At 59.6% G+C, this 19,711-nt stretch carries 15 protein-coding genes; 10 read left to right on the top strand and 5 right to left on the bottom strand.

The window, feature by feature from the left end:
- Positions 1 to 26 precede the first annotated feature (26 nt).
- From algG to J2Y56_RS04920, 7 genes are all read left to right on the top strand, one after another.
- Complete coding sequence (algG, locus tag J2Y56_RS04950; protein WP_310348990.1) at positions 27 to 1,613, top strand: mannuronan 5-epimerase AlgG; 1,587 nt, start codon at positions 27 to 29, stop codon at positions 1,611 to 1,613.
- Positions 1,614 to 1,623: 10 nt separating this feature from the next.
- Positions 1,624 to 3,072 carry an alginate O-acetyltransferase gene (locus J2Y56_RS04945; protein WP_007942262.1) on the top strand — a complete coding sequence of 483 codons (1,449 nt, stop codon included), beginning with the start codon at positions 1,624 to 1,626 and terminating at the stop codon, positions 3,070 to 3,072.
- Between the two features lie 8 nt (positions 3,073 to 3,080).
- Entirely contained in the window at positions 3,081 to 4,202 is a 1,122-nt protein-coding gene (locus tag J2Y56_RS04940; protein WP_007942261.1) for a mannuronate-specific alginate lyase, read from the top strand.
- Between the two features lie 145 nt (positions 4,203 to 4,347).
- Complete coding sequence (locus J2Y56_RS04935) at positions 4,348 to 5,913, top strand: MBOAT family protein (protein ID WP_310348988.1); 1,566 nt, start codon at positions 4,348 to 4,350, stop codon at positions 5,911 to 5,913.
- A gap of 11 nt (positions 5,914 to 5,924) precedes the next feature.
- A complete protein-coding gene (locus J2Y56_RS04930; RefSeq protein ID WP_007942258.1) occupies positions 5,925 to 7,100 on the top strand; it encodes an alginate O-acetyltransferase in 1,176 nt (391 codons plus the stop codon).
- 17 nt (positions 7,101 to 7,117) lie between these two features.
- On the top strand, positions 7,118 to 7,771 hold the full coding sequence (locus J2Y56_RS04925) for an alginate O-acetyltransferase AlgF (protein ID WP_007942257.1): 654 nt from the start codon (positions 7,118 to 7,120) through the stop codon (positions 7,769 to 7,771).
- A 255-nt stretch (positions 7,772 to 8,026) separates the two neighbouring features.
- Positions 8,027 to 9,478: a mannose-1-phosphate guanylyltransferase/mannose-6-phosphate isomerase gene (locus J2Y56_RS04920; RefSeq protein ID WP_007942256.1), complete on the top strand. Its 1,452-nt coding sequence runs from the start codon at positions 8,027 to 8,029 to the stop codon at positions 9,476 to 9,478.
- A gap of 95 nt (positions 9,479 to 9,573) precedes the next feature.
- Here the strand turns inward: J2Y56_RS04920 and J2Y56_RS04915 are convergent, their stop codons facing one another.
- Positions 9,574 to 12,414 carry an RHS repeat-associated core domain-containing protein gene (locus J2Y56_RS04915; RefSeq protein WP_310348984.1) on the bottom strand — a complete coding sequence of 947 codons (2,841 nt, stop codon included), beginning with the start codon at positions 12,412 to 12,414 and terminating at the stop codon, positions 9,574 to 9,576.
- Positions 12,415 to 12,579: 165 nt separating this feature from the next.
- Between J2Y56_RS04915 and J2Y56_RS04910 the strand changes: the two genes are divergently transcribed.
- From J2Y56_RS04910 to J2Y56_RS04900, 3 genes are all read left to right on the top strand, one after another.
- Positions 12,580 to 13,044 (top strand): hypothetical protein, encoded by a 465-nt coding sequence (locus tag J2Y56_RS04910; protein WP_007948379.1) that lies wholly within the window; start codon positions 12,580 to 12,582, stop codon positions 13,042 to 13,044.
- A gap of 32 nt (positions 13,045 to 13,076) precedes the next feature.
- Positions 13,077 to 13,901, top strand: a complete 825-nt coding sequence (locus J2Y56_RS04905; protein WP_007948380.1) for an SDR family oxidoreductase — start codon at positions 13,077 to 13,079, stop codon at positions 13,899 to 13,901.
- 152 nt (positions 13,902 to 14,053) lie between these two features.
- A complete protein-coding gene (locus tag J2Y56_RS04900) occupies positions 14,054 to 14,452 on the top strand; it encodes a DUF4440 domain-containing protein (RefSeq protein WP_310348980.1) in 399 nt (132 codons plus the stop codon).
- A 123-nt stretch (positions 14,453 to 14,575) separates the two neighbouring features.
- Here the strand turns inward: J2Y56_RS04900 and J2Y56_RS04895 are convergent, their stop codons facing one another.
- The 4 genes from J2Y56_RS04895 to J2Y56_RS04880 all read right to left on the bottom strand — a co-directional run bounded on the left by J2Y56_RS04895 (position 14,576) and on the right by J2Y56_RS04880 (position 19,501).
- Positions 14,576 to 15,424 (bottom strand): HlyD family secretion protein, encoded by an 849-nt coding sequence (locus J2Y56_RS04895; RefSeq protein WP_007948382.1) that lies wholly within the window; start codon positions 15,422 to 15,424, stop codon positions 14,576 to 14,578.
- A 38-nt stretch (positions 15,425 to 15,462) separates the two neighbouring features.
- A complete protein-coding gene (locus tag J2Y56_RS04890) occupies positions 15,463 to 15,663 on the bottom strand; it encodes a DUF1656 domain-containing protein (protein ID WP_007896379.1) in 201 nt (66 codons plus the stop codon).
- The gene (locus J2Y56_RS04885; RefSeq protein WP_310348977.1) at positions 15,653 to 17,845 is read right to left on the bottom strand and encodes an FUSC family protein; all 2,193 of its coding nucleotides are present in this window, start codon (positions 17,843 to 17,845) and stop codon (positions 15,653 to 15,655) included. Before J2Y56_RS04885 ends, J2Y56_RS04890 begins: the two co-directional genes overlap by 11 nt.
- Positions 17,846 to 17,989: 144 nt before the next feature.
- Positions 17,990 to 19,501 (bottom strand): efflux transporter outer membrane subunit, encoded by a 1,512-nt coding sequence (locus tag J2Y56_RS04880; RefSeq protein WP_310348975.1) that lies wholly within the window; start codon positions 19,499 to 19,501, stop codon positions 17,990 to 17,992.
- Between the last annotated feature and the right edge of the window lie 210 nt (positions 19,502 to 19,711).

Genomic DNA, 19,711 nt, shown 5'->3' with positions numbered 1-19,711 from the left:
TGCAAACCGCGAAGGGAGTGCCCGACATGAACAGTGCCAAAAAAGGTTCCATGACCTTGCTGGCCGGCGCGATGCTGCTGGCGAGTGCGGCCGCCTTCGCCAACGTGGAACCGGCTGTACCTAAACCGGGCAAGCCGGTGACCATGGCCAAGGAACTGCAACAGGCCAAGACCTACACCGTCAGCAGCGCGCCGACTGCACCGCTGGAGCTTGCCAAGCCAAAACTGCCGGACACCTCTGGCTTCACCGCCGAGGCCATCGCCGCGAAAATCGTGCGCACCAAGGCCGGCAAAATCAGCGTGCGCCGGATGATGCAGGAAAACGCCCTGAAGGACTTCATCGGTGGCGACAACAAGATGGCCGAATGGGTGGTGCGTCAGCACGGCATCCCGCAGGCGATCTTCATCGACGACGGCTACATGAACCTCAAGGACCTGGCGAAGAAGCTGCCAAAGCAGTACTTCAGCGAAACCTCGCCGGGCGTGTTCCTGGCGAAGCTGCCGATTGTGGTGGGTAACAAGGGCATTCTGGAAATCGACAAACAGACCCAGGAATTGCGCCTGTCCCAAGAGGCCGGTTCGTTCCTGGTCAACGACGGCCAGCTGTTTGTGCGTGACACCAAAATCACGGGATGGAGCGAGAAGACAAGCGGCCCGGCGGCCTTCAAGTCGGCCAAGGAATTCCGTCCGTTCATGCTGTCTTGGGGTGGCACCGAAACCTACATCGCCAACAGCAAGATCGCCAGTTTCGGCTACGCCAACAGTAAGTCCTACGGCGTGAGTATTTCCCAGTACACGCCGAACATGGCCAAGGTCTTGAAGCGCCCTGAACCGACGGGCTGGATCGTCGGCTCCGAGTTCTCGGACATGTGGTACGGCTTCTACTGCTATGAAACCCGCGACTTCGTGGTCAAGGGCAACACCTACAAAGACAACATCGTCTACGGTATCGACCCACACGACCGTTCCCACGGCCTGATCATTGCCGACAACACCGTCTACGGGACGAAGAAGAAGCACGGGATCATTATTTCCCGTGAGGTCAACGACAGCTTCATCTTCAACAACCGCAGCTACGACAACAAGCTCTCGGGGCTGGTGATCGACCGTAACAGCGTGAACAACCTGATCGCCTACAACGAGATCTACAAGAACCACACCGACGGCATCACCCTCTACGAGAGCGCCGACAACCTGATCTACGGCAATAAGGTGATCAGCAACAAACGCCACGGCATCCGCATTCGTAACAGCGTGAACATTCGCCTCTACGAAAACCTGTCCCTGGCCAACGGCCTGACCGGCGTCTACGGCCACATCAAAGACCTGAGCGACACCGACCGCGACATCAAGCTCGACCCGTTCGATGCCCAGGTATCGCTGATCGTGGTCGGCGGCGAACTGGCCGGCAACGGCAGTGGCCCGCTGTCCATCGACTCGCCGCTGAGCGTCGAGTTGTATCGCGTGTCCATGCTCGCCCCGACCAAATCCAGCGGCATCAGCTTCAGCGGGATTCTCGGCGAGCGTCAGGATGAAATTCTCGACCTGCTGGTGCGCCAGCAGAAAGCCGTGCTGATCGACCCTGTCGAACGCCAGACTGAAATGCGGGACTGAGGATAATTTTATGCACACACACTTGATCAAATTACTCAGCCTGTCGGCCCTGACCGCCGGCATTCTCGCGGCCAGCGGCGGTGTTCGTGCCGATGAAGTCAAGGCACCCAGCTTCAGCGCCGAACCGTGCTGCAACCTGTGCCCCGCAGCCCATGACGCGAAGAATTACACCACGCGTTATCAGCAGAACTTCACCACGCTGGTGCAGGCTCAGGGCGATTGGTTGTTCCGTACCCAGGAAGACTTGCGCACCGAGTTCGACACCACCCCCGCCGGCTACAAACGCATGAAAGAACTGCACGATGCGTTCAAGAGCAAAGGCGTGGAGCTCGTTGTTGTTTATCAACCCACTCGTGGCCTGGTGAACCGCAACAAGCTCAACCCGGAAGAAAAAGCCAAGTACGATTTCGACAAGGCTTTGAGGAACTACAAGTCCATGCTCGGGCGTTTCGCCGCCATGGGTTACGTGGTTCCAGACCTGTCACCGCTGACCAACGAATCGCTGCCAGAGACCCTGCCCGCCCACGACTTCTACTTCCGTGGCGACCAGCACTGGACACCGTATGGTGCCCAACGCACGGCGAAAATCGTCGCGGAAAAGGTCAAGCAGATCCCGGCATTTGCCGGCATTGCGAAACGCGAATTCGAGACCCACAAGTCGGGTCGCATGGGCAAGACCGGAACGTTACACAACATGGCCGGTCAACTCTGTGGCACCAGCTACGCGGTCCAGTACATGGATCAGTTCACCACCGAGCCCAAGGGCGAAGCCGCCGACGGCGATCTGTTCAGCGACGCCGGCAACCCGGAGATCACCCTGGTCGGCACCAGCCATAGCGGCAAGAACTACAACTTCTCCGGTTTCCTCGAAGAGGCCATCGGCGCCGACATCCTCAACGTGGCGTTCCCCGGTGGTGGCCTGGAAGGTTCGATGCTCCAGTACCTGGGCAGTGAAGAGTTCCAGACCAAGCCGCCAAAGATTTTGATCTGGGAGTTCTCGCCGCTTTATCGCCTCGACCAGGAAACCATCTACCGCCAGATGATGGCGCTGCTGGACAACGGTTGCGAAGGCAAGGCTGTACAGATGTCCGGCAGCACCACGCTGAAACCGGGCAAGAATGAATTGATGGTTAACAGCAAGAACCTGAACCTGCAAAACAGCAGCCACCAGGTTGATATCCGCTTCGCCGATCCGTCGGTGAAAACCCTGCAAGCCACCCTCTGGTACATGAACGGTCGCCACGAGGACATCAAGATCGAAAAACCGGAAACCTCCGACACCGACGGGCGTTTCGCCTTTGAGTTGCGCACGGACGAAGACTGGGCCTCGCAGAATCTGCTGGCCGTCGAAGTCCAGGGCCCTGAAGCAGGTGCCGCGCCGCAGAAAGTCGAAGCGAAAATATGCAAACGCAACGTGTTCCCGAGTGCCGAGCAGCGTACTGCTTCGGTCGGGCAATGAGGTCTGCCATGCAAAACCGAACGTTGAAAAATCTGATCGCGCCCTCGCTGTTGGCCCTGGCGATGTTCGCCGGTGCCAGCCAGGCCGCCGCGCCGCTACGCCCGCCCCAGGGTTATTTCGCGCCGATTGAAAAAATCAAAACCGGCGACGGCGGCGAAAGCTGTGATGCGATCCCGACGCCGTACACCGGCTCGCTGCAATTTCGCAGCAAATATGAAGGCTCCGACAAGGCCCGTTCGACCCTGAACGAGCAATCGGAAAAAGCCTTTCGCGACAGCACCGCCGACATCACCAAAATCGAGCGCGGCACCAGTAAGCAAGTGATGCAATTCATGCGTGACGGTCGTCCGGAACAACTGGAATGCACGTTGAGCTGGCTGACGGCTTGGGCCAAGGCCGATGCGTTGATGTCCAAGGACTTCAACCACACCGGCAAGTCCATGCGCAAATGGGCCCTGGGCAGCATGGCTTCGTCGTATATCCGCTTGAAGTTCTCCAACTCCAATCCATTGGCCAACCATCAGCAAGAGTCCCAGTTGATCGAAGCCTGGTTCAGCAAAATGGCCGATCAGGTGGTCAGCGACTGGGACAACCTGCCGCTTGAGCAAACCAACAATCACTCGTACTGGGCGGCCTGGTCGGTGATGGCCACGTCGATCGCGACCAACCGTCGCGACCTGTTTGACTGGGCCGTGAAGGAATACAAGGTCGGCGCCAACCAGGTCGACGCGCAGGGTTTCCTGCCGAACGAACTCAAACGCCAGCAACGCGCCCTCGCCTACCACAACTACGCCCTGCCGCCACTGGCGATGATCGCCAGTTTTGCGCAGGTCAACGGTGTGGATGTGCGCCAGGAAAACAACGGCGCGCTGAAACGCCTGGGTGATCAAGTGCTGGCCGGGGTTAAAGACCCGGACATCTTCGAGAAGAAGAACGGCAAGGAACAGGACATGACCGACCTCAAGGTCGACTCGAAATTTGCCTGGCTCGAACCGTACTGCACGCTCTACACCTGTGCGCCGGATGTGTTGAAGAAGAAGCACGGGATGCAACCGTTCAAGACCTTCCGCCTCGGCGGGGATTTGACCAAGGTCTACGACCCGGCCAATGAAAAAGGCAAAGGGTCCTAGCACCTACACAAATGAGGCGGACGCAAAGCGTCCATTGAGGCATTCCCACGCAGAGCGTGGGAACGATCGTAGCTCTCCAGATTTCAGTGGGGGGTTTGGGGGGGCCGTTGGCCCTTGACTGTTGGTTAAACACGGAGAGATCGGGATGGTATTTTCATCCAATGTGTTCCTGTTTCTGTTCTTGCCGATCTTTCTCGGCTTGTACTACTTGAGCGGAATACGCTATCGCAACCTGCTGCTGCTGATCGCCAGCTACATGTTCTACGCCTGGTGGCGTGTGGACTTCCTGGCGCTGTTCGCCGCCGTCACGCTGTGGAACTACTGGATCGGCCTCAAAGTCGGTGCAGCAGGTGTGCGCACCAAACCGGCCCAGCGCTGGTTGCTGCTCGGCGTCGCCGTCGACCTGTGCATCCTGGGCTACTTCAAGTACGCCAACTTCGGCGTCGACAGCATCAACGCGATGATGACCTCGGTCGGCCTGTCGCCGTTCATCCTGACCCACGTGCTGTTGCCGATCGGTATCTCGTTCTACATCTTCGAGTCCATCAGCTACATCATCGACGTCTACCGTGGTGACACCCCGGCGACTCGCAACCTGATCGACTTCGCGGCGTTCGTGGCGATCTTCCCGCACCTGATTGCCGGCCCGGTGTTGCGTTTCCGCGACCTCGCCGACCAGTTCAACAACCGCACCCACACCCTCGTCAAGTTTTCCGAGGGCTGCACGCGGTTCATGCAGGGTTTCATCAAGAAAGTCTTCATCGCCGATACCCTCGCAGTCGTGGCTGACCACTGCTTTGCCCTGCAAAACCCGACCACGGGCGATGCCTGGCTTGGCGCACTGGCTTACACCGCGCAGCTGTATTTCGACTTCTCCGGCTACAGCGACATGGCCATCGGCCTGGGCTTGATGATGGGTTTCCGCTTCATGGAAAACTTCAAACAGCCGTACATCAGCCAGTCGATCACCGAGTTCTGGCGGCGCTGGCACATCAGCCTCTCCACCTGGCTGCGTGATTACCTGTACATCACGCTGGGCGGTAACCGCAAAGGCACGCTGATGACCTATCGCAACCTGTTCCTGACCATGTTGCTCGGTGGTCTGTGGCACGGCGCGAACATCACCTACATCGTCTGGGGTGCATGGCACGGCATGTGGCTGGCGATTGAAAAAGCGCTGGGCCTGAACACCTCGCCGCGCAGCATCAACCCGATCCGCTGGGCACTGACCTTCCTGCTGGTGGTGATGGGCTGGGTGATCTTCCGCGCAGAAAACCTGCACGTCGCCGGCCGTATGTACGGCGCGATGTTCAGCTTCGGCGAATGGTCGCTGTCGGAACTCAACCAGGCCAGCCTCACCGGCCTGCAAGTGGCAACCCTGGTGGTGGCTTACGTGACGCTGGCGTTCTTCGGCATCCGTGATTTCTACAGCAATCAGCCGCCAGCCAAGACCAAGCCTGACGCCAACGTCGAGGCCGATGGTCCTGCCGGCGCAACCCCTGGAATGATCAAAGCCGTACCGGGTGACAACCCGGCCAGCATCCACCAACCGGGTTACACCGTTGGCGTTGAAGCCACCGTGCAACCGGCGTACTGGACCGCTGACTGGTCGCGTTACGTGATGCGCACGCTGGTGCTGGTGCTGTTTATCGCTTCGATTCTAAAACTCTCGGCGCAAAGCTTCTCGCCGTTCCTTTACTTCCAGTTCTGAGGGATCTGACCATGACCCGCTCATTACGCATCTTCTACATCGCCCTGTTCCTGCTGACCCTGGCGGTACTGGGCCTGTGGTCCACGCGCAGCTTCCTGGGCTTCAGCACCAACGCCGACGCGACGGTGCTCAACGGCCGCTGGACCAAGGCCGTGGAGACGCACTACGACGACGAGTTTCCGATCAAGCGCCTGGGCACCAACCTCTGGGCCGCGCTGGATTTCAAACTGTTCAACGAAGGTCGTCCGGGCGTTGTGCTCGGTCGCGATCAGTGGCTCTACAGCGATGAAGAGTTCAACCCGATCGTCAACGAAGAGTTGAACCTGCAAGGCAACTACGCGCTGGTCGAAGGCGTGCGCCAGACCCTGAAAGCGCAAGGCGTGAAACTGGTCATGGCCATCGTGCCGGCCAAGACGCGCCTGTACCCGGAGCATCTGGGTGAGGCGAAGCCTTCGAGCATTCACGCCAACCTCTATCAGGACTTCCATGCCCGTGTGGCGGCCGACAAGATCCTCGCCCCCGACTTGCTCGGCCCGATGCAAAAGGCCAAGCAGAACGGTCAGCAAGTGTTCCTGCGCACCGACACCCACTGGACCCCGGAAGGCGCGCAAATCGCTGCCGAAGCCTTGGCCAGTACCATCGCTGACAAATTCCCGTTGAGCGGCGAGCCGCAAAACTTCGTCACCGAACCTGCGGAAAAAATCACGCACAAGGGCGACCTGCGCTTGTTCCTGCCGCTGGACCCGCTGTTCGAAAACATGATGCCGGCGCCTGAACCGCTGCAAAAGCGCAACACCGTGGCGGCGCAAGATCTGCCGACCGGTGACGACGCGCTGTTCGCCAACACTGAAGTGCCGGTGGCCCTGATCGGCACCAGCTACAGCGCCAACCCGAACTGGAATTTTGTCGGCGCGCTGAAGCAAGCGCTGCGCAGCGACGTGGTCAATTACGCCGAAGACGGCCATGGCCCGATTCTGCCGATGCTCAGCTACCTGAAAAGCGATGCTTTCAAGAACAGCCCGCCACAGGTGCTGATCTGGGAGTTTCCTGAACGTTATCTGCCCGTGAACAACGAAATCGGCGACGCCGACCCGCAGTGGGTCGCAGAGCTCAAAGAAGCCGGCGCCCGCCAACAAAACGTAGCCGCAAACACTAAATCCGAGACGCCCGACCGGGCGCAAAACTGAAAGAGAGAGGTACTACCATGACTTTCACTACAACTCCTCGCCGTCTCGCCAAGACCTTTGCACTCGTCGCTGGCATGAGCGTTCTGTCGATGCAAGCCTTCGCCGGCGATGCCGCGCTCTACGGCCCGACCGCACCGAAAGGTTCGAGCTTCGTGCGTGTTTTCAACGCCGGCAACGCTGAAGTCAGCGCCACCGTCGGTAGCACCAACCTGAGCGACGTCGCACCGCTGTCCAGCACCGACTTCAGCTTCATGCCAGGCGGCGATTACAGCGCCAAGGTCGGCAGCCAGACCCTGCCGGTGAAACTGGCCAGTGATCACTATTACACCCTGGTCAACAACGCCAGCGGCGCACCGCAACTGATCGAAGAACCGCCGTTCAAGAACAAGCAGAAGTCCCTGGTGCGCCTGCAGAACCTGAGCGACAAACCCCTGACCCTGAAAACCGCTGACGGCAAGACCGACGTGGTGCCGAGCGTGGCCGCCAAGGGCCGTGGCGAGCGCGAGATCAACCCGGTGAAAGTCAGCCTGGCGCTGTTTGAAGGCGACAAGAAAGTCGGCGACGTCAAACCGGTTGCCCTGGAACGCGGTGAAGCGGCGGTGCTGTACGTCACCGGCAACGGCAGCAGCCTGTCGCCAGTCTGGGTAAAACGCCCGGTTTCGACGCGCTAACCAATTTGTCAGGACGATGATCCCCTGTAGCAGCTGGCGAAGCCTGCGTCCGACTGCGCTGCAGTCGCAATCCAGGCAACTCGGTTTTTCTGAACGACCGTGTTGACCGGATTTACGACGGCTTCGCCGCCGAACGCAGCCTCGCAGGCTCGGCAGCTGCTACATGGGTGAAACGACTTGGCCACGGAATAAGAACAAGAGTGAAACGACAGAACGTACGTAGCTCTAACCAATCGATTTTGAAGGAGTAACAACATGATTCCGGTGATCTTGTCAGGTGGTAGTGGCTCACGTCTTTGGCCGCTTTCGCGTAAGCAGTTTCCCAAGCAGTTCCTCGCCCTGACCGGTGAGCACACGCTGTTCCAGCAAACCCTGGAACGCCTGGTGTTCGAAGGCATGGACACGCCGATTGTGGTGTGCAACAAGGACCACCGCTTTATCGTCAACGAACAGTTGAGCGCGCGCAAACTGGAAGTCCAGCGCATCCTGATGGAACCGTTTGGCCGCAACACCGCGCCGGCTGTGGCCTTGACCGCGATGATGCTGGTCAATGAAGGTCGCGACGAGCTGATGCTGGTACTGCCGGCTGACCACGTGCTGGAAGACCAGAAAGCCCTGCAACGCGCCCTGGCCCTGGCCACCGTCGCAGCTGAAAACGGCGAAATGGTGCTGTTCGGCGTCCCGGCCACCAAACCGGAAACCGGCTATGGCTACATCAAGTCGACCAACGATTCGCTGCTGCCGGAAGGCGTCAGCCGCGTCTCGCACTTTGTCGAAAAACCGGATGTCAAACGCGCCACCGAGTTCGTCGCCTCCGGCGGTTACTTCTGGAACAGCGGCATGTTCCTGTTTCGCGCCAGCCGCTTCCTCGAAGAGCTGAAGAAACACGATCCGGACATCTACGACACCTGCCTGCTGACCCTTGAGCGCAGCGACCAGGACAACGACACCATCACTCTCGACGAAGCCACTTTCGCCTGCTGCCCGGACAACTCCATCGACTACTCGGTGATGGAAAAAACCCAGCGCGCCTGCGTTGTACCGCTGACTGCCGGCTGGAGCGATGTCGGTTGCTGGTCGTCGCTGTGGGAAGTGAACGAAAAAGACGCCAACGGCAACGTCACCAAAGGCGACGTGATCATCCAGGACAGCAAAAACTGCATGATCCACGGCAACGGCAAACTGGTGTCGGTGATCGGCCTGGAAAACATCGTGGTCGTCGAAACCAAAGACGCCATGATGATTGTGCACAAGGACAAGGTCCAGGGCGTGAAACAGATGGTCAACACCCTCAACGAACAGGGTCGCAGCGAAACCCAGAACCACTGCGAAGTCTATCGTCCGTGGGGCTCCTACGATTCGGTGGACATGGGCGGCCGCTTCCAGGTCAAGCACATCTCGGTCAAACCGGGCGCGTGCCTGTCGCTGCAAATGCACCACCACCGCGCCGAACACTGGATCGTGGTCAGCGGCACCGCCGAAGTGACCTGCGACGACAACGTGTTCCTGCTTTGCGAAAACCAGTCGACCTACATCCCGATTGCTTCGGTCCACCGTTTGCGTAACCCGGGCAAGATTCCACTCGAGATCATCGAAGTGCAATCGGGCAGCTACCTGGGTGAAGACGATATCGAGCGCTTTGAAGATATCTACGGTCGCTCCACCCCGATCGAGCGCGGCGTGTCGGTGAAAACCATCGCGCAGTAAACGCGCAGTAAAACAAGAAGCCCTCGTCCAGCCCGCTGCGTTCCCTATCCGCAGTGGGTTGGGCGGGGGCTTTTTTATGGGTGCCAGCCTTGTGACTACCGCCGAGCCGGAGCTGAGCCGGACCGTCCATTGAGCGATTGCCGTCTACCCGCATAAGGTTTAGGCGCGAGAAGCCCCATCAAGTCCTGGTTTCTATTCAACTGCTGAACCATCGCCCCTGTCTGCGTCGAAAGATCGGAAATTCGCTCAAAGGTTTCCGGGTTCGAGCTACCGGATTCGGCGAATTCAGTCTTGATCGCCTGCATTCTGAACTCCAGCATATCGATCACCGCTGGCGTATCGTCGAAAACCTCGCTAAGCGACGCGGCATTCAGTCCTTGAGAGGCTTTGTAAAAATCGCGCCCCGTATTAATCAGCCCTTGCGCCTCCGATCCCAGCTTGCTGGCGACCGTTTCGACAATTTTCTCGACAATGGCGGTAGCGGCTTTCTTCCCCAGCTGAGTTCGCCCCTCCTGTGTTCGCGGGTCTATTGCCGATAGCTGAAATTTTACCGCCTGGAGGTTGGTTTTCTTTTTCGGTTCAACGCCCTCAATGAATGACTTCGGGTTCATTTCATTGCCCTTGAAGTTGATCGGCCGCTCCAGTCGAAAGGTGTCCACCACCTTGGAAATCAGAGCATTTGCCGCCTTGGCGCCGATAGCCGCCCCCGCTTTTCGTCCCAAAGCGCCAACCACAGGACCTGCCAACCCACCAATGGCACCGCCGGCCTCGGCCCCCGCCGCCGTACCGGCGGCGCTGGTAGCACTACTGGCAAGTTGAGTTGCTACACGTCGACCCAAGGCTTTAAACCGATGTTGCGCATAGGCGTGATTGAGCAGCGAATTCTTGAAGTCACCGGCTCCGTCCGCAACCGATGACAACAGAGCGTTTTGTTTATCCAGGCTGTCGTTCAGCTCCGAAGCTTCAGTCAACTCGCCACCGTCGCTATCGACATACGTCATGGGGGAGTTTGCGACCATTTGATAAACGTTCGGCCCATCAACAAACCCTTTGGGATCAGGATTGAGCCAACGGAACAACCACGGGATGTAATAACGCAGGCCAAAGTAGTAGAGCCCCGTTGCATCCTGCTCCTTTCCCGAATAGCGAACGGTTTTATAGTCGACGTCAATCACATCCGGGCCGGCATACCACGCGGTCTGGCCGAAAGGATAAAAGACTTCCTGGCTGATGATTTGCGCGTCAATGGCCAGTTCCAGGGTGCAGGAGTTCAGGTGATCGACCAGGTTGAACCGATATTGGTCGTTGACCCCTGACCGCGGAACGCTCTCCCAATGCAACACCCGCACAGTGTTGAGCCCGGCCTCCACGGTAATGACTTGCAGCACCTCCCCAGTGCCACTGTCGGTGCGAATTTCCAGCCCCGGCAAGTAACGCACCTGCGCCACTACCGTCCGGGCGCGGATCCGCAACGAGCGAATTTTACGTACCCGCTGACCGGTCCCATCGTAAAAATAGGCCTCCTGGTCATTGACCCCTGAGGCGCGCACAACCGGGCTGACCGACTGCAATTGATTGCGCAGATCCCACGTCAAAAGACGCCCCTGATCGAGCTCCAGTAAATTGCCGTTGGCATCGAACGCGGCAGCGATTTCCGCTTCGGTCGGTGGCACGCTGTTACGCCACGGCAGACAGCGATTGCTGAACTGTGCGGCCTTCAGCTCACGCCCTGGACTTTGCGCGCCACTGTGCGTCAGCTTCAGCAGATTGCCGCCCGTGTCATAGCGATAGGTCTGGCGGTAGTTGCTGAGTGCCGCCGGGTCATTACGACCGACTGACTCCGGGGCCTGAATCGGGCCACCCGCCTCCCAGCCAGATGCCGCGATCAATTGATAAAGACTGTCGTAGATAAATCGACTGACGGGTTCGATGCGTTGATTGTTGAAGTACCGCACCGGCATCGCCTTGTCTTCGATGCTCAGCACATTGCCCATTCGGTCATAACGGTAAATCAGATATTGCAGCAATCCGGCCCCATCGCTGTACGCCCGTCGCTCCAGCAGACGACTGTCTTCAGGCCGGTATTTCAGACTCGTCTGCACCCCGCTGCCCGCGACTTCCCGTTCGACTTGCCCCTCGGCGTTGTACTCAATTCCACTGACGAGCTTTTGCCAGGATGTCTGGTTTGCCAATTTCAACGCGCTGAGGCGCAGCCGCCCATCTTGCGTGTAGTTGAAGGTCTGGTGGTTTTTGCTGGCATCGACCGTTTCCAACACAACACCCTGCGGACCGTAGCGCCACGTGGAGTTCGCGCCCGCGCCGGGTTCCAGTAATCGCTGGCGTTCGGCCTCCGCCTCCGGCCAATCAGGCGCAACAAGGTCCAGTGTGAAGTGACGGATTTGTTCGAGGCATTGACCGATGACCGAAAATGACTCAAACAACACGGTTCCCGCCGGATCATCATGACGAATCAATTGACCGCACAGGTTCCGCAGGTCTTGGTCGGGCCCGCCATACGTCATGCGTTCAACACAACGGCGTGGCTCCGCCCTCCCCTGTTCAAACACCGAAACGGGACGAAGCAAGGCGTCGTAGAAGATTTCGCGTTGGGTATCGCGGCCATCCCATCCGTGCAAAATCTCATGGCCCAGTCCCGGCAGGCTGAGTCGCCATCCGGCATCGACACTGATCGTGCGCAACGCCTCACCGGACAGCGAATGCACGGTGACAAGGTTGGCGGGCGCCAGCGGATCTTGGTCCTGTAGCAACCAAAGCCGTGGGTCCCACTGTTTGGCGCAGTGCCCGGCGGCATTGCGAAGAGTGCGATTGATGCGGGCCAGAGTCGGCTCGCCTTCAACCGCGCGCCAATAATCAATTGAACGGATCGGCAGCTCCCGCGGATCGACAACCGACAACCTGGGAGTTTTGTAATGCATGCCGGCGCGCCCCTGTAAGCCAGCGACTATCTAACCGGTTGTCGAAATAACGGGCTACTGTCAGAAATTACAGTACCGACCAATGGCAACCGACCTGATCCATGAATGTCCATTCCCACAGCCCTTCGGTAGGATGGTACTCATGAGTTCAAGGAGCGTACCTACATGTTCATCGGCGTCCTGCTGGTCATCACTTGGTTGATTTTGCTGCTGCGCTACCCGGCAAAGGCGTTTCCCGTCTCTGTGGCGGCCGCGGTCGGTTTGGCGCTGGTGGCCACGTGGGTAATCTGGATGGACAACCGCGAGGTCAAGCAACTCGCACGCTTGGAGTTGCGCATTGCCTACGCGCCCGAGCAGTGCCCGGCGGATCGTCCGTTGCAGCTAAAAATGAACAACGGCAACGACGTCCCGCTGACCGAATTGCGTTGGCGCATCGCGGCGTATGCGCCGGGCGATACCGTGAATCTGGCCGATAACCAATATACCGCCCCGCGTTATCGGGGCCCCGGCGAATTGCAGGCCGGCGCCAACTGGGAGGACTGCTTGCCAATGCCGCCCCTGCGCCCCGGCTATCGCCCACAAACCCTGGAGTTTCGCGCTGAGCGTTTGCAGGGTAGTTTCTCCGACTGATTGCCTATTTCTTTTTGCACAAGGACCGCGCCATGCCCGTTGCGTTGATTACCGGTTGTTCCAGCGGCATTGGCCGCGCCCTCGCCGAGGTGTTCAAAAATGCCGGCTACGAAGTGTGGGCCAGCGCCCGCAAGGTTGAAGACGTCGCCGCGTTAACGGCTGCCGGTTTTACCGCCGTGCAACTGGACGTCAATGACAGCGCGGCACTCGAACAGCTGGCGGAACAGATCAATCAGCAACGAGGCGGCCTCGACGTGCTGATCAACAACGCCGGATATGGCGCCATGGGGCCGCTGCTCGACGGCGGTGTTGCGGCCATGCAGCGGCAGTTCGAAACCAATGTATTCGCCATCGTCGGTGTTACCCGCGCACTGTTCCCGGTACTGCGTCGAGCCAAAGGATTGGTGGTGAACATCGGTAGCGTTTCAGGGATCCTGGTCACGCCGTTTGCGGGTGCTTATTGCGCTTCGAAAGCCGCCGTTCATGCGTTGAGCGATGCGTTGCGCATGGAACTGGCGCCGTTCGGGATCCGCGTGATGGAAGTCCAGCCGGGGGCCATCGAATCCAGCTTCGCTAAAAATGCCGGGCATGAGGCTGAACAACTGATCACCGAACAATCGCCGTGGTTTCCACTGCGCGAAGGCATTCGCGCGCGAGCCAAGGCTTCGCAGGACAAACCGACACCGGCCAGGGAGTTTGCAGAGGGTTTGCTCAAGGCTGTGCAACAGAGCAAACCACCGCGCCTGATTCGATTGGGCAATGGCAGCCGGGCGTTGCCGTTGTTGGCGGGGTTGTTGCCGAAGGGGTTGTTGGAGGCGGGGTTGATGAGGCGGTTCGGGTTACGCGGGCAGCTCTGAGACCGAGTCGACGCCATCGCGAGCAGGCTCGCTCCCACAGGGTTCTGCTGGGTGGCATAGATAGCATTCACACCAAAGATCACTGTGGAGCGAGACCGGCTTGCCGGCGATAGTGTCAGAACAGACACCGAAAAATTTCAGGACACACTACCATGACCGACTACACCGACTACTTCGACGAAGTCATCCAGGCCCACGTCGCCATCGAACAATGGCTCGCCGAGGAGCAAGACGATTCCGCGCTTGAACAACTCCTGAGCCGATTTTCACCGCAGTTTTCCATGCTCTCGCCGTTGGGCCGGGTGCTGGATTTCGAGGCGTTGAGCGAGCTGTTTCAGCTGGCGGGCGGGAAGAAGCTCGGGTTCAGGATCGAGCTCAGCGAGTTGCGCGGTGTTGCGCTGTATGACGGTGGCGCGGTAGTGAGTTATCGCGAGCAGCAGACCGATGCGACCGGGCTGCATTCGGATCGGCGCTCGACCGTGGTGTTTGAGAAAGACGCCGATGGCGGGCTGATCTGGCAGCACTTGCATGAGACGTTTTGCAAAGGCTGATCTATAGCCTTTTTTTTCTGTGAGACCGAGTTGCCCCCTTCGCGAGCAGGCTCGCTCCCACAGGGAAACGCATTCCAATGTGGGAGCGAGTCTGCTCGCGATGGGAACAACTCGGTCCAACGACTAGTTAACCACCACCGTACACGTTATCCCCGCCGCCAACAGCACCCCCTCCGGCACTTCATCAATGTGAATCCGCACCGGCACGCGCTGCGCCAGCCGCACCCAGTTAAACGTCGGGTTCACATCGGCAATCAGCTCGCGACTCTGCGGGTTATCCCGGTCATAGATGCCGCGAGAGATACTCTCCACATGCCCCTTCAGCACTTCGCCGCTCATCAATTGCATGTCGGCCTTGTCACCCACTCGCACGTGCGGCAGTTTGGTTTCTTCAAAGAAGCCATACACCCAAAACGAGTTCATATCGACCACGGCCATTTTCGCTTCGCCAATGCGCGCGTAGTCGCCGCGATGGACGTTGAGGTTGGTCACGTAACCGTCCACCGCCGCCCGCACTTCGGTGCGTTTGAGGTTCAGTTCAGCGGCTTCGAGTTGCGCTTGGGCATGCTGATAATCAGCCAATGCCGAGTCGGCAATGTTGCTGGCGTCGTCGCGGTTTTCCCTGGAAATCACCAGGTTGTCCATGTCGGCGCGGCGGCGTGCGTTGACCTTGCGCATCTCCCAGGTCGACTTGCGTGAGGCCACCAGCGCCTGCGCCTGTTTGACCGCAATGCGGTAGTGCTCGGGGTCGATCTGCATCAGCAAGTCGCCCTTCTTCACCTGCTGGTTATCGCGCACCGGCACGTCCACCACTTCCCCGGTGACGTCAGCGGCGACGTTGATGATGTCGGCGCGCACCCGGCCGTCGCGAGTCCAGGGGGTGTCCATGTAATGCACCCACAGGGTCCGGCCGATCCATAGGGCGAGCGCCAGCACCAACAGGGTGGCGAGCAGGCTGAAAAGCTTTTTCATCAGGGCGTTCTCAGTGATAGAGAGTCAGAGATAGAGGGTCAACGGTAAACAGTCAGCGCCAGCGCGCCGAACAGACAGGTAAACAGGCTCAGGCGCAGCAGCGCCGGATGCCAGAAGAAGCGGTACAGATCGAACCCGGACAGAAACCGGTCCAGCGCCCAGGCCAACGCCGCAGCAATGAAAAACATCAGGGTCATGGTCGGCATGTACACGCCGTGGAAGGCGATTTCACGAGGCATGTTCAAGTCCTTGAGGCTCGGTGTTGGTGCAGGCGGCGAGCGGCGATTGCGGGTCCAGCAATGAGGTGCGAATGAAGTGCAGGTAGCTCTTCACCCGGCGCAAGGCCGAGGTGTCGAAGTGCGGCGCAAAAGGTTCGTCGGTGGCTTGCACACGGCTGATCGCATGGTCAACCGCAATCAGGCTGCGCTCCAGATTGCTCTGGCTCGGTTGCAGGAATAGCCGCACCAGCGAACGCCCCATCACGCGGATGGCCTGACGCCAGAGTTGCGATTCGGCATAGGCCGGATGCACCGGCAGAATCGCCTGTTCCTTGCGCAACTCGATGATCGCGTGGCCGACCTCCAGCACCACGAACATCCAGCGCAACAAGTCCCGTTGCACCTGCGGCTGACCGGCGGCCAACCCATAGGCTTGATGCAACAAGTCCCGCGTGCGGCTTTCAAAACTCGACGCCAACCCCTTGAGTTTGCCGCTGATCGCATACACCACTTGGCCGCGCAGATCCTGCTCCAGCCTGTGCCACAACCAGCGACTGTTCGGCGGCAGAATGATCGCCCCGGCGGCCGCGCACACCAGCATGCCGAGCACCATGGCGATGTAGTCGTTGATGAAGGCGTAAGGGTTGTAGACCGTGAGGTTGTCCGGCACCGAACCGGTGCTGAAAAAGATCAGCAAGCCGAGGCCGACGCCGGCGTATTGCGGCCGCGACGTGAGGAACGAACCGAGCACGATCACCGGCGCGAGCATCACGCACAACAACGGGAAACCGTCGATCCACGGGAAGATGAAAAACATCTCGACGAAGCCGATCAGCGCGCCAAGGAAGGTGCCGCAGGCCATCTGAAACGCCATGCGTTTCGGGTTTGGTGTCGCGGCTGAAAGACCGACGGTGGCGGCGGCAATCAACGTCATCGTCGCCCCGCTCGGCCACGCCGTCGCCACCCAATAGCTGCCGAGCACCACCAGAATGAACGCCGCGCGAATCCCCGACGCCGCCGAGGCCATCCAGTTGGTTTGCGGGGTGAACGGCTCGTCCCATTGCTCACGCGCATGGCTGTGATCGGCGAGCGAGGCGTGGGTCTGTGCATAACTGTGCAAGTCGTCGACGAAGCGATAGAGCAGTTCGTATGCGGTGTGGAAATCCAGTTGCTCGGCGTCGCCGGGATGGCTCTCTTGAAAGGTCGTGCGCAGGCTTCGGACCCGCGCCGGCAAACCTTCTTTGTAAGCGCTCAATTCGACCACCAATCGAGCCGCGTCCGCGTGGGTCAGGGCGCGGCCGCTGAAGCCGTCGAGCACTTGCGCCAGATCCTGCAAACCCGGTTTGATCGCCTTGACCACCTGATCGGCACCACTGCTGTCCAAGCGTTCGAGCAACTGATGCAAGGCGTTGAATCGCGTGGTGATCCCCATGAACTCGCTGTTCAAACGATTGAGCCGACCGTTGCGCCGACGCATGTGCGGGTCTTCGAACACGGTGACACTGCGCAGGCCTTCCAGCCCGACCGCTTCGGCGATGAAGCGCACATTGCCGGCTTCAAAAGCGTCCCGTTTGCTGCAACCGCGCAAGCCGTCGGTAACGAACAACGCGAACACACTGAAGCGTTGGTACAAGGCGTTGCGCATCGCGGCGCTCGCGGTTTGCGGCAGGATCGCCGCACTGACCAGCGTCGAGCAGAGAATGCCGAGGGAGATTTCCAACACGCGCCACACGGCGGCCATGAACGCCCCGTCCGGGTGCGCCAACGCCGGCAAACCGACCATCGCGGCGGTGTACCCGGCCAGCACGAAACCGTAAGCACGAAAGTTGCGATACCGCGCCGCGCCGGCCGAGCAGATACCCACCCATATCGCCAGCGAGCCGAGAAACAGTTCAGTGTTTTGCGCGAACAACGCAATCAGCGCGACCATCACCGCCGACCCGGTCAAGGTGCCCACAAAGCGGTAAAAACCCTTGGCGAACACCTGACCACTTTGCGGCTGCATGACGATGAACACGGTGATCATCGCCGTGCGCGGTTGCGGCAATTCCAGACGCATCGCCAGCCACAATGTCAGAAATGCGGCGAACAACACCTTGAAAATGTAGACCCAGGTCACGCCGTCGCTGCGTGCCCAGTCGAAGAAACCCCGGCGCCATTCAAGGGAATACAGCCAGCGCAAAGGTGCGGGCAAGGGAGTCATGAAATCCTGCTCATTGGTCGAAGGTTGTGCAGCGAATTGGCCCATGTGGGAGCGAGCCTGCTCGCGAAAGCGGTGTATCAGGCAACATCATCATTGACTGACACGCCCTCTTCGCGAGCAGGCTCGCTCCCACAGGGTTGGTGTTCACTTCGAGATGCTCTGGAGCAAGGCCGGGGTTTTCGGTGCAGCGGTCTGGCTGTCTTTCGGCACGTCATTACCCGCACCAAGCCCCCCACCCAACGCCGTCACCAGTTCAGCATGAGCACTGAGCCGAGCCGCCTGCACCTGCTGCTGAACCTGCTGCTGCTTGAACAACAACGTCTGCGCGTTAAGCACATTGAGGTAGTCAGTGAGCCCACGCTGATACGCGATCATCGCGATGTCATACGTCTTCTGCGCGGTGGCCACGGATTCGGCGGAGAAGGCTTGCTGCTTGTCCATGGACTCGCGGCGGATCAACTGGTCGGAGATGCTTTTCAGTGCGTTGACCAGTGTCTGGTTGTACTTGGCCACGGCGATGTCATAGCCCGCCGAGGCTTCGCCCAGTTCGGCGCGCAAACGCCCGCCATCGAAGATCGGCAACGAGATCGCCGGGCCGACGCTGTAGTTGAGTTTCTTGCCGGTCAAAAACTCCAGCGCCCCGCCGCCCGTGGCCATGTAGCCGAGGCTGCCAACCAGATCGACATTGGGATAAAAGCCAGCATGGGCGACATCAATGCCCCGCGCCTGAGCCGCCACTTGCCAGCGACTGGCAACCACGTCAGGGCGTTGACCGAGCAATTGCGCAGGCAGCGACGACGGCAATTTCAGCGCCGTGCCCAACGACAGCGTTGGCCGCTGCAAGTGCGTGCCCTCCCCCGGCCCCTTGCCTGCCAGGGCCGCGAGCTGGTTGCGACTGAGGGCGATGGCTTCGTCCAGCGCATCGATCTGGCGATGGGTTTCCGGCAACGGCGTCTCGGCCTGACTGACTTCAAAGTGAGTGCCGATGCCACCGTCCAGACGCTTCTGGGCGAGGTCGAGAATCTGCTGTTGCTGCTTCAGCGTCGCTTCGACGATGTCGCGTTGGGCGTAATGCAGCGACAGTTCGATGTAGGCGCGCACGATGTTGTTCTGCAATTCGAGCTGCGCCAGACGCGCTTCGGCAGCGCTCATGTGCGCCATGTCCACGGCGCGCTCGGCGGCATTGCTTTCACGGTCCCAGAGGTCGAGTGCATAGCTGAAACCCAAGGCGGCGTTGTTATCCCAGGTCGTGGTGTTGGCCAACTCCCCCGGCCCGTAGAACTGATCGGTCGGCCAGTTGTGACGCTTGAGGGTTGCTTCGCCATTGATCTGCAATGACTCGGCGGATTCGGCGATACCAGCCATGGACTTGGCATGACGCACCCGCGCCGCCGCCATCGCCATGCTCGGGCTGCCTTGTACGGCGAGGTAGATCCAGTGATTCAGTTGCGGGTCGCCATAGGCCTGCCACCACTGAGCGGCGGGCCAGTGCGCGTCCTGTGCAGCGCTTTGAATAGCTTCGTCGGTGGCCAATGAATCAGCCTCAAGCGCCTTGCCCTGCGGGGCAATACCTCCAGTTCCGATGCAGCCGCTGATTGCCAGGGATAAAGCCAAAACACTGAGCGTCTGAAACGCTCTGCTGATGCGACGCGGCACTGCTGCGATTTCCTGAAAGAGGGGAGGTACGAATTCCTGTGGGAGCCGGCTTGTCCTAATGCCGGTCAGTTAAGCCATAACGCGTTCTGTAGCAGCTGGCGAAGCCTGCGTCGGCCGGTCCGCGCTCGGGCGCAGCAGTCGTAAAACCGGAGTTTGCGGTCTACCTGAAACACCGCATCGTCTGATGTCACGACTGCTGCGCCCGAGCGC

The organism is Pseudomonas sp. BE134 (genome assembly GCF_031456105.1).
Classification (GTDB): domain Bacteria; phylum Pseudomonadota; class Gammaproteobacteria; order Pseudomonadales; family Pseudomonadaceae; genus Aquipseudomonas.
This window is presented reverse-complemented; position numbering and strand designations above follow the sequence as displayed.

Coding starts and splice junctions, on each gene's coding strand:
- algG (WP_310348990.1), top strand. CDS start 27: ATGAACAGTGCCAAAAAAGGTTCCATGACCTTGCTGGCCGGCGCGATG.
- J2Y56_RS04945 (WP_007942262.1), top strand. CDS start 1,624: ATGCACACACACTTGATCAAATTACTCAGCCTGTCGGCCCTGACCGCC.
- J2Y56_RS04940 (WP_007942261.1), top strand. CDS start 3,081: ATGCAAAACCGAACGTTGAAAAATCTGATCGCGCCCTCGCTGTTGGCC.
- J2Y56_RS04935 (WP_310348988.1), top strand. CDS start 4,348: ATGGTATTTTCATCCAATGTGTTCCTGTTTCTGTTCTTGCCGATCTTT.
- J2Y56_RS04930 (WP_007942258.1), top strand. CDS start 5,925: ATGACCCGCTCATTACGCATCTTCTACATCGCCCTGTTCCTGCTGACC.
- J2Y56_RS04925 (WP_007942257.1), top strand. CDS start 7,118: ATGACTTTCACTACAACTCCTCGCCGTCTCGCCAAGACCTTTGCACTC.
- J2Y56_RS04920 (WP_007942256.1), top strand. CDS start 8,027: ATGATTCCGGTGATCTTGTCAGGTGGTAGTGGCTCACGTCTTTGGCCG.
- J2Y56_RS04915 (WP_310348984.1), bottom strand. CDS start 12,414: ATGCATTACAAAACTCCCAGGTTGTCGGTTGTCGATCCGCGGGAGCTG.
- J2Y56_RS04910 (WP_007948379.1), top strand. CDS start 12,580: ATGTTCATCGGCGTCCTGCTGGTCATCACTTGGTTGATTTTGCTGCTG.
- J2Y56_RS04905 (WP_007948380.1), top strand. CDS start 13,077: ATGCCCGTTGCGTTGATTACCGGTTGTTCCAGCGGCATTGGCCGCGCC.
- J2Y56_RS04900 (WP_310348980.1), top strand. CDS start 14,054: ATGACCGACTACACCGACTACTTCGACGAAGTCATCCAGGCCCACGTC.
- J2Y56_RS04895 (WP_007948382.1), bottom strand. CDS start 15,424: ATGAAAAAGCTTTTCAGCCTGCTCGCCACCCTGTTGGTGCTGGCGCTC.
- J2Y56_RS04890 (WP_007896379.1), bottom strand. CDS start 15,663: ATGCCTCGTGAAATCGCCTTCCACGGCGTGTACATGCCGACCATGACC.
- J2Y56_RS04885 (WP_310348977.1), bottom strand. CDS start 17,845: ATGACTCCCTTGCCCGCACCTTTGCGCTGGCTGTATTCCCTTGAATGG.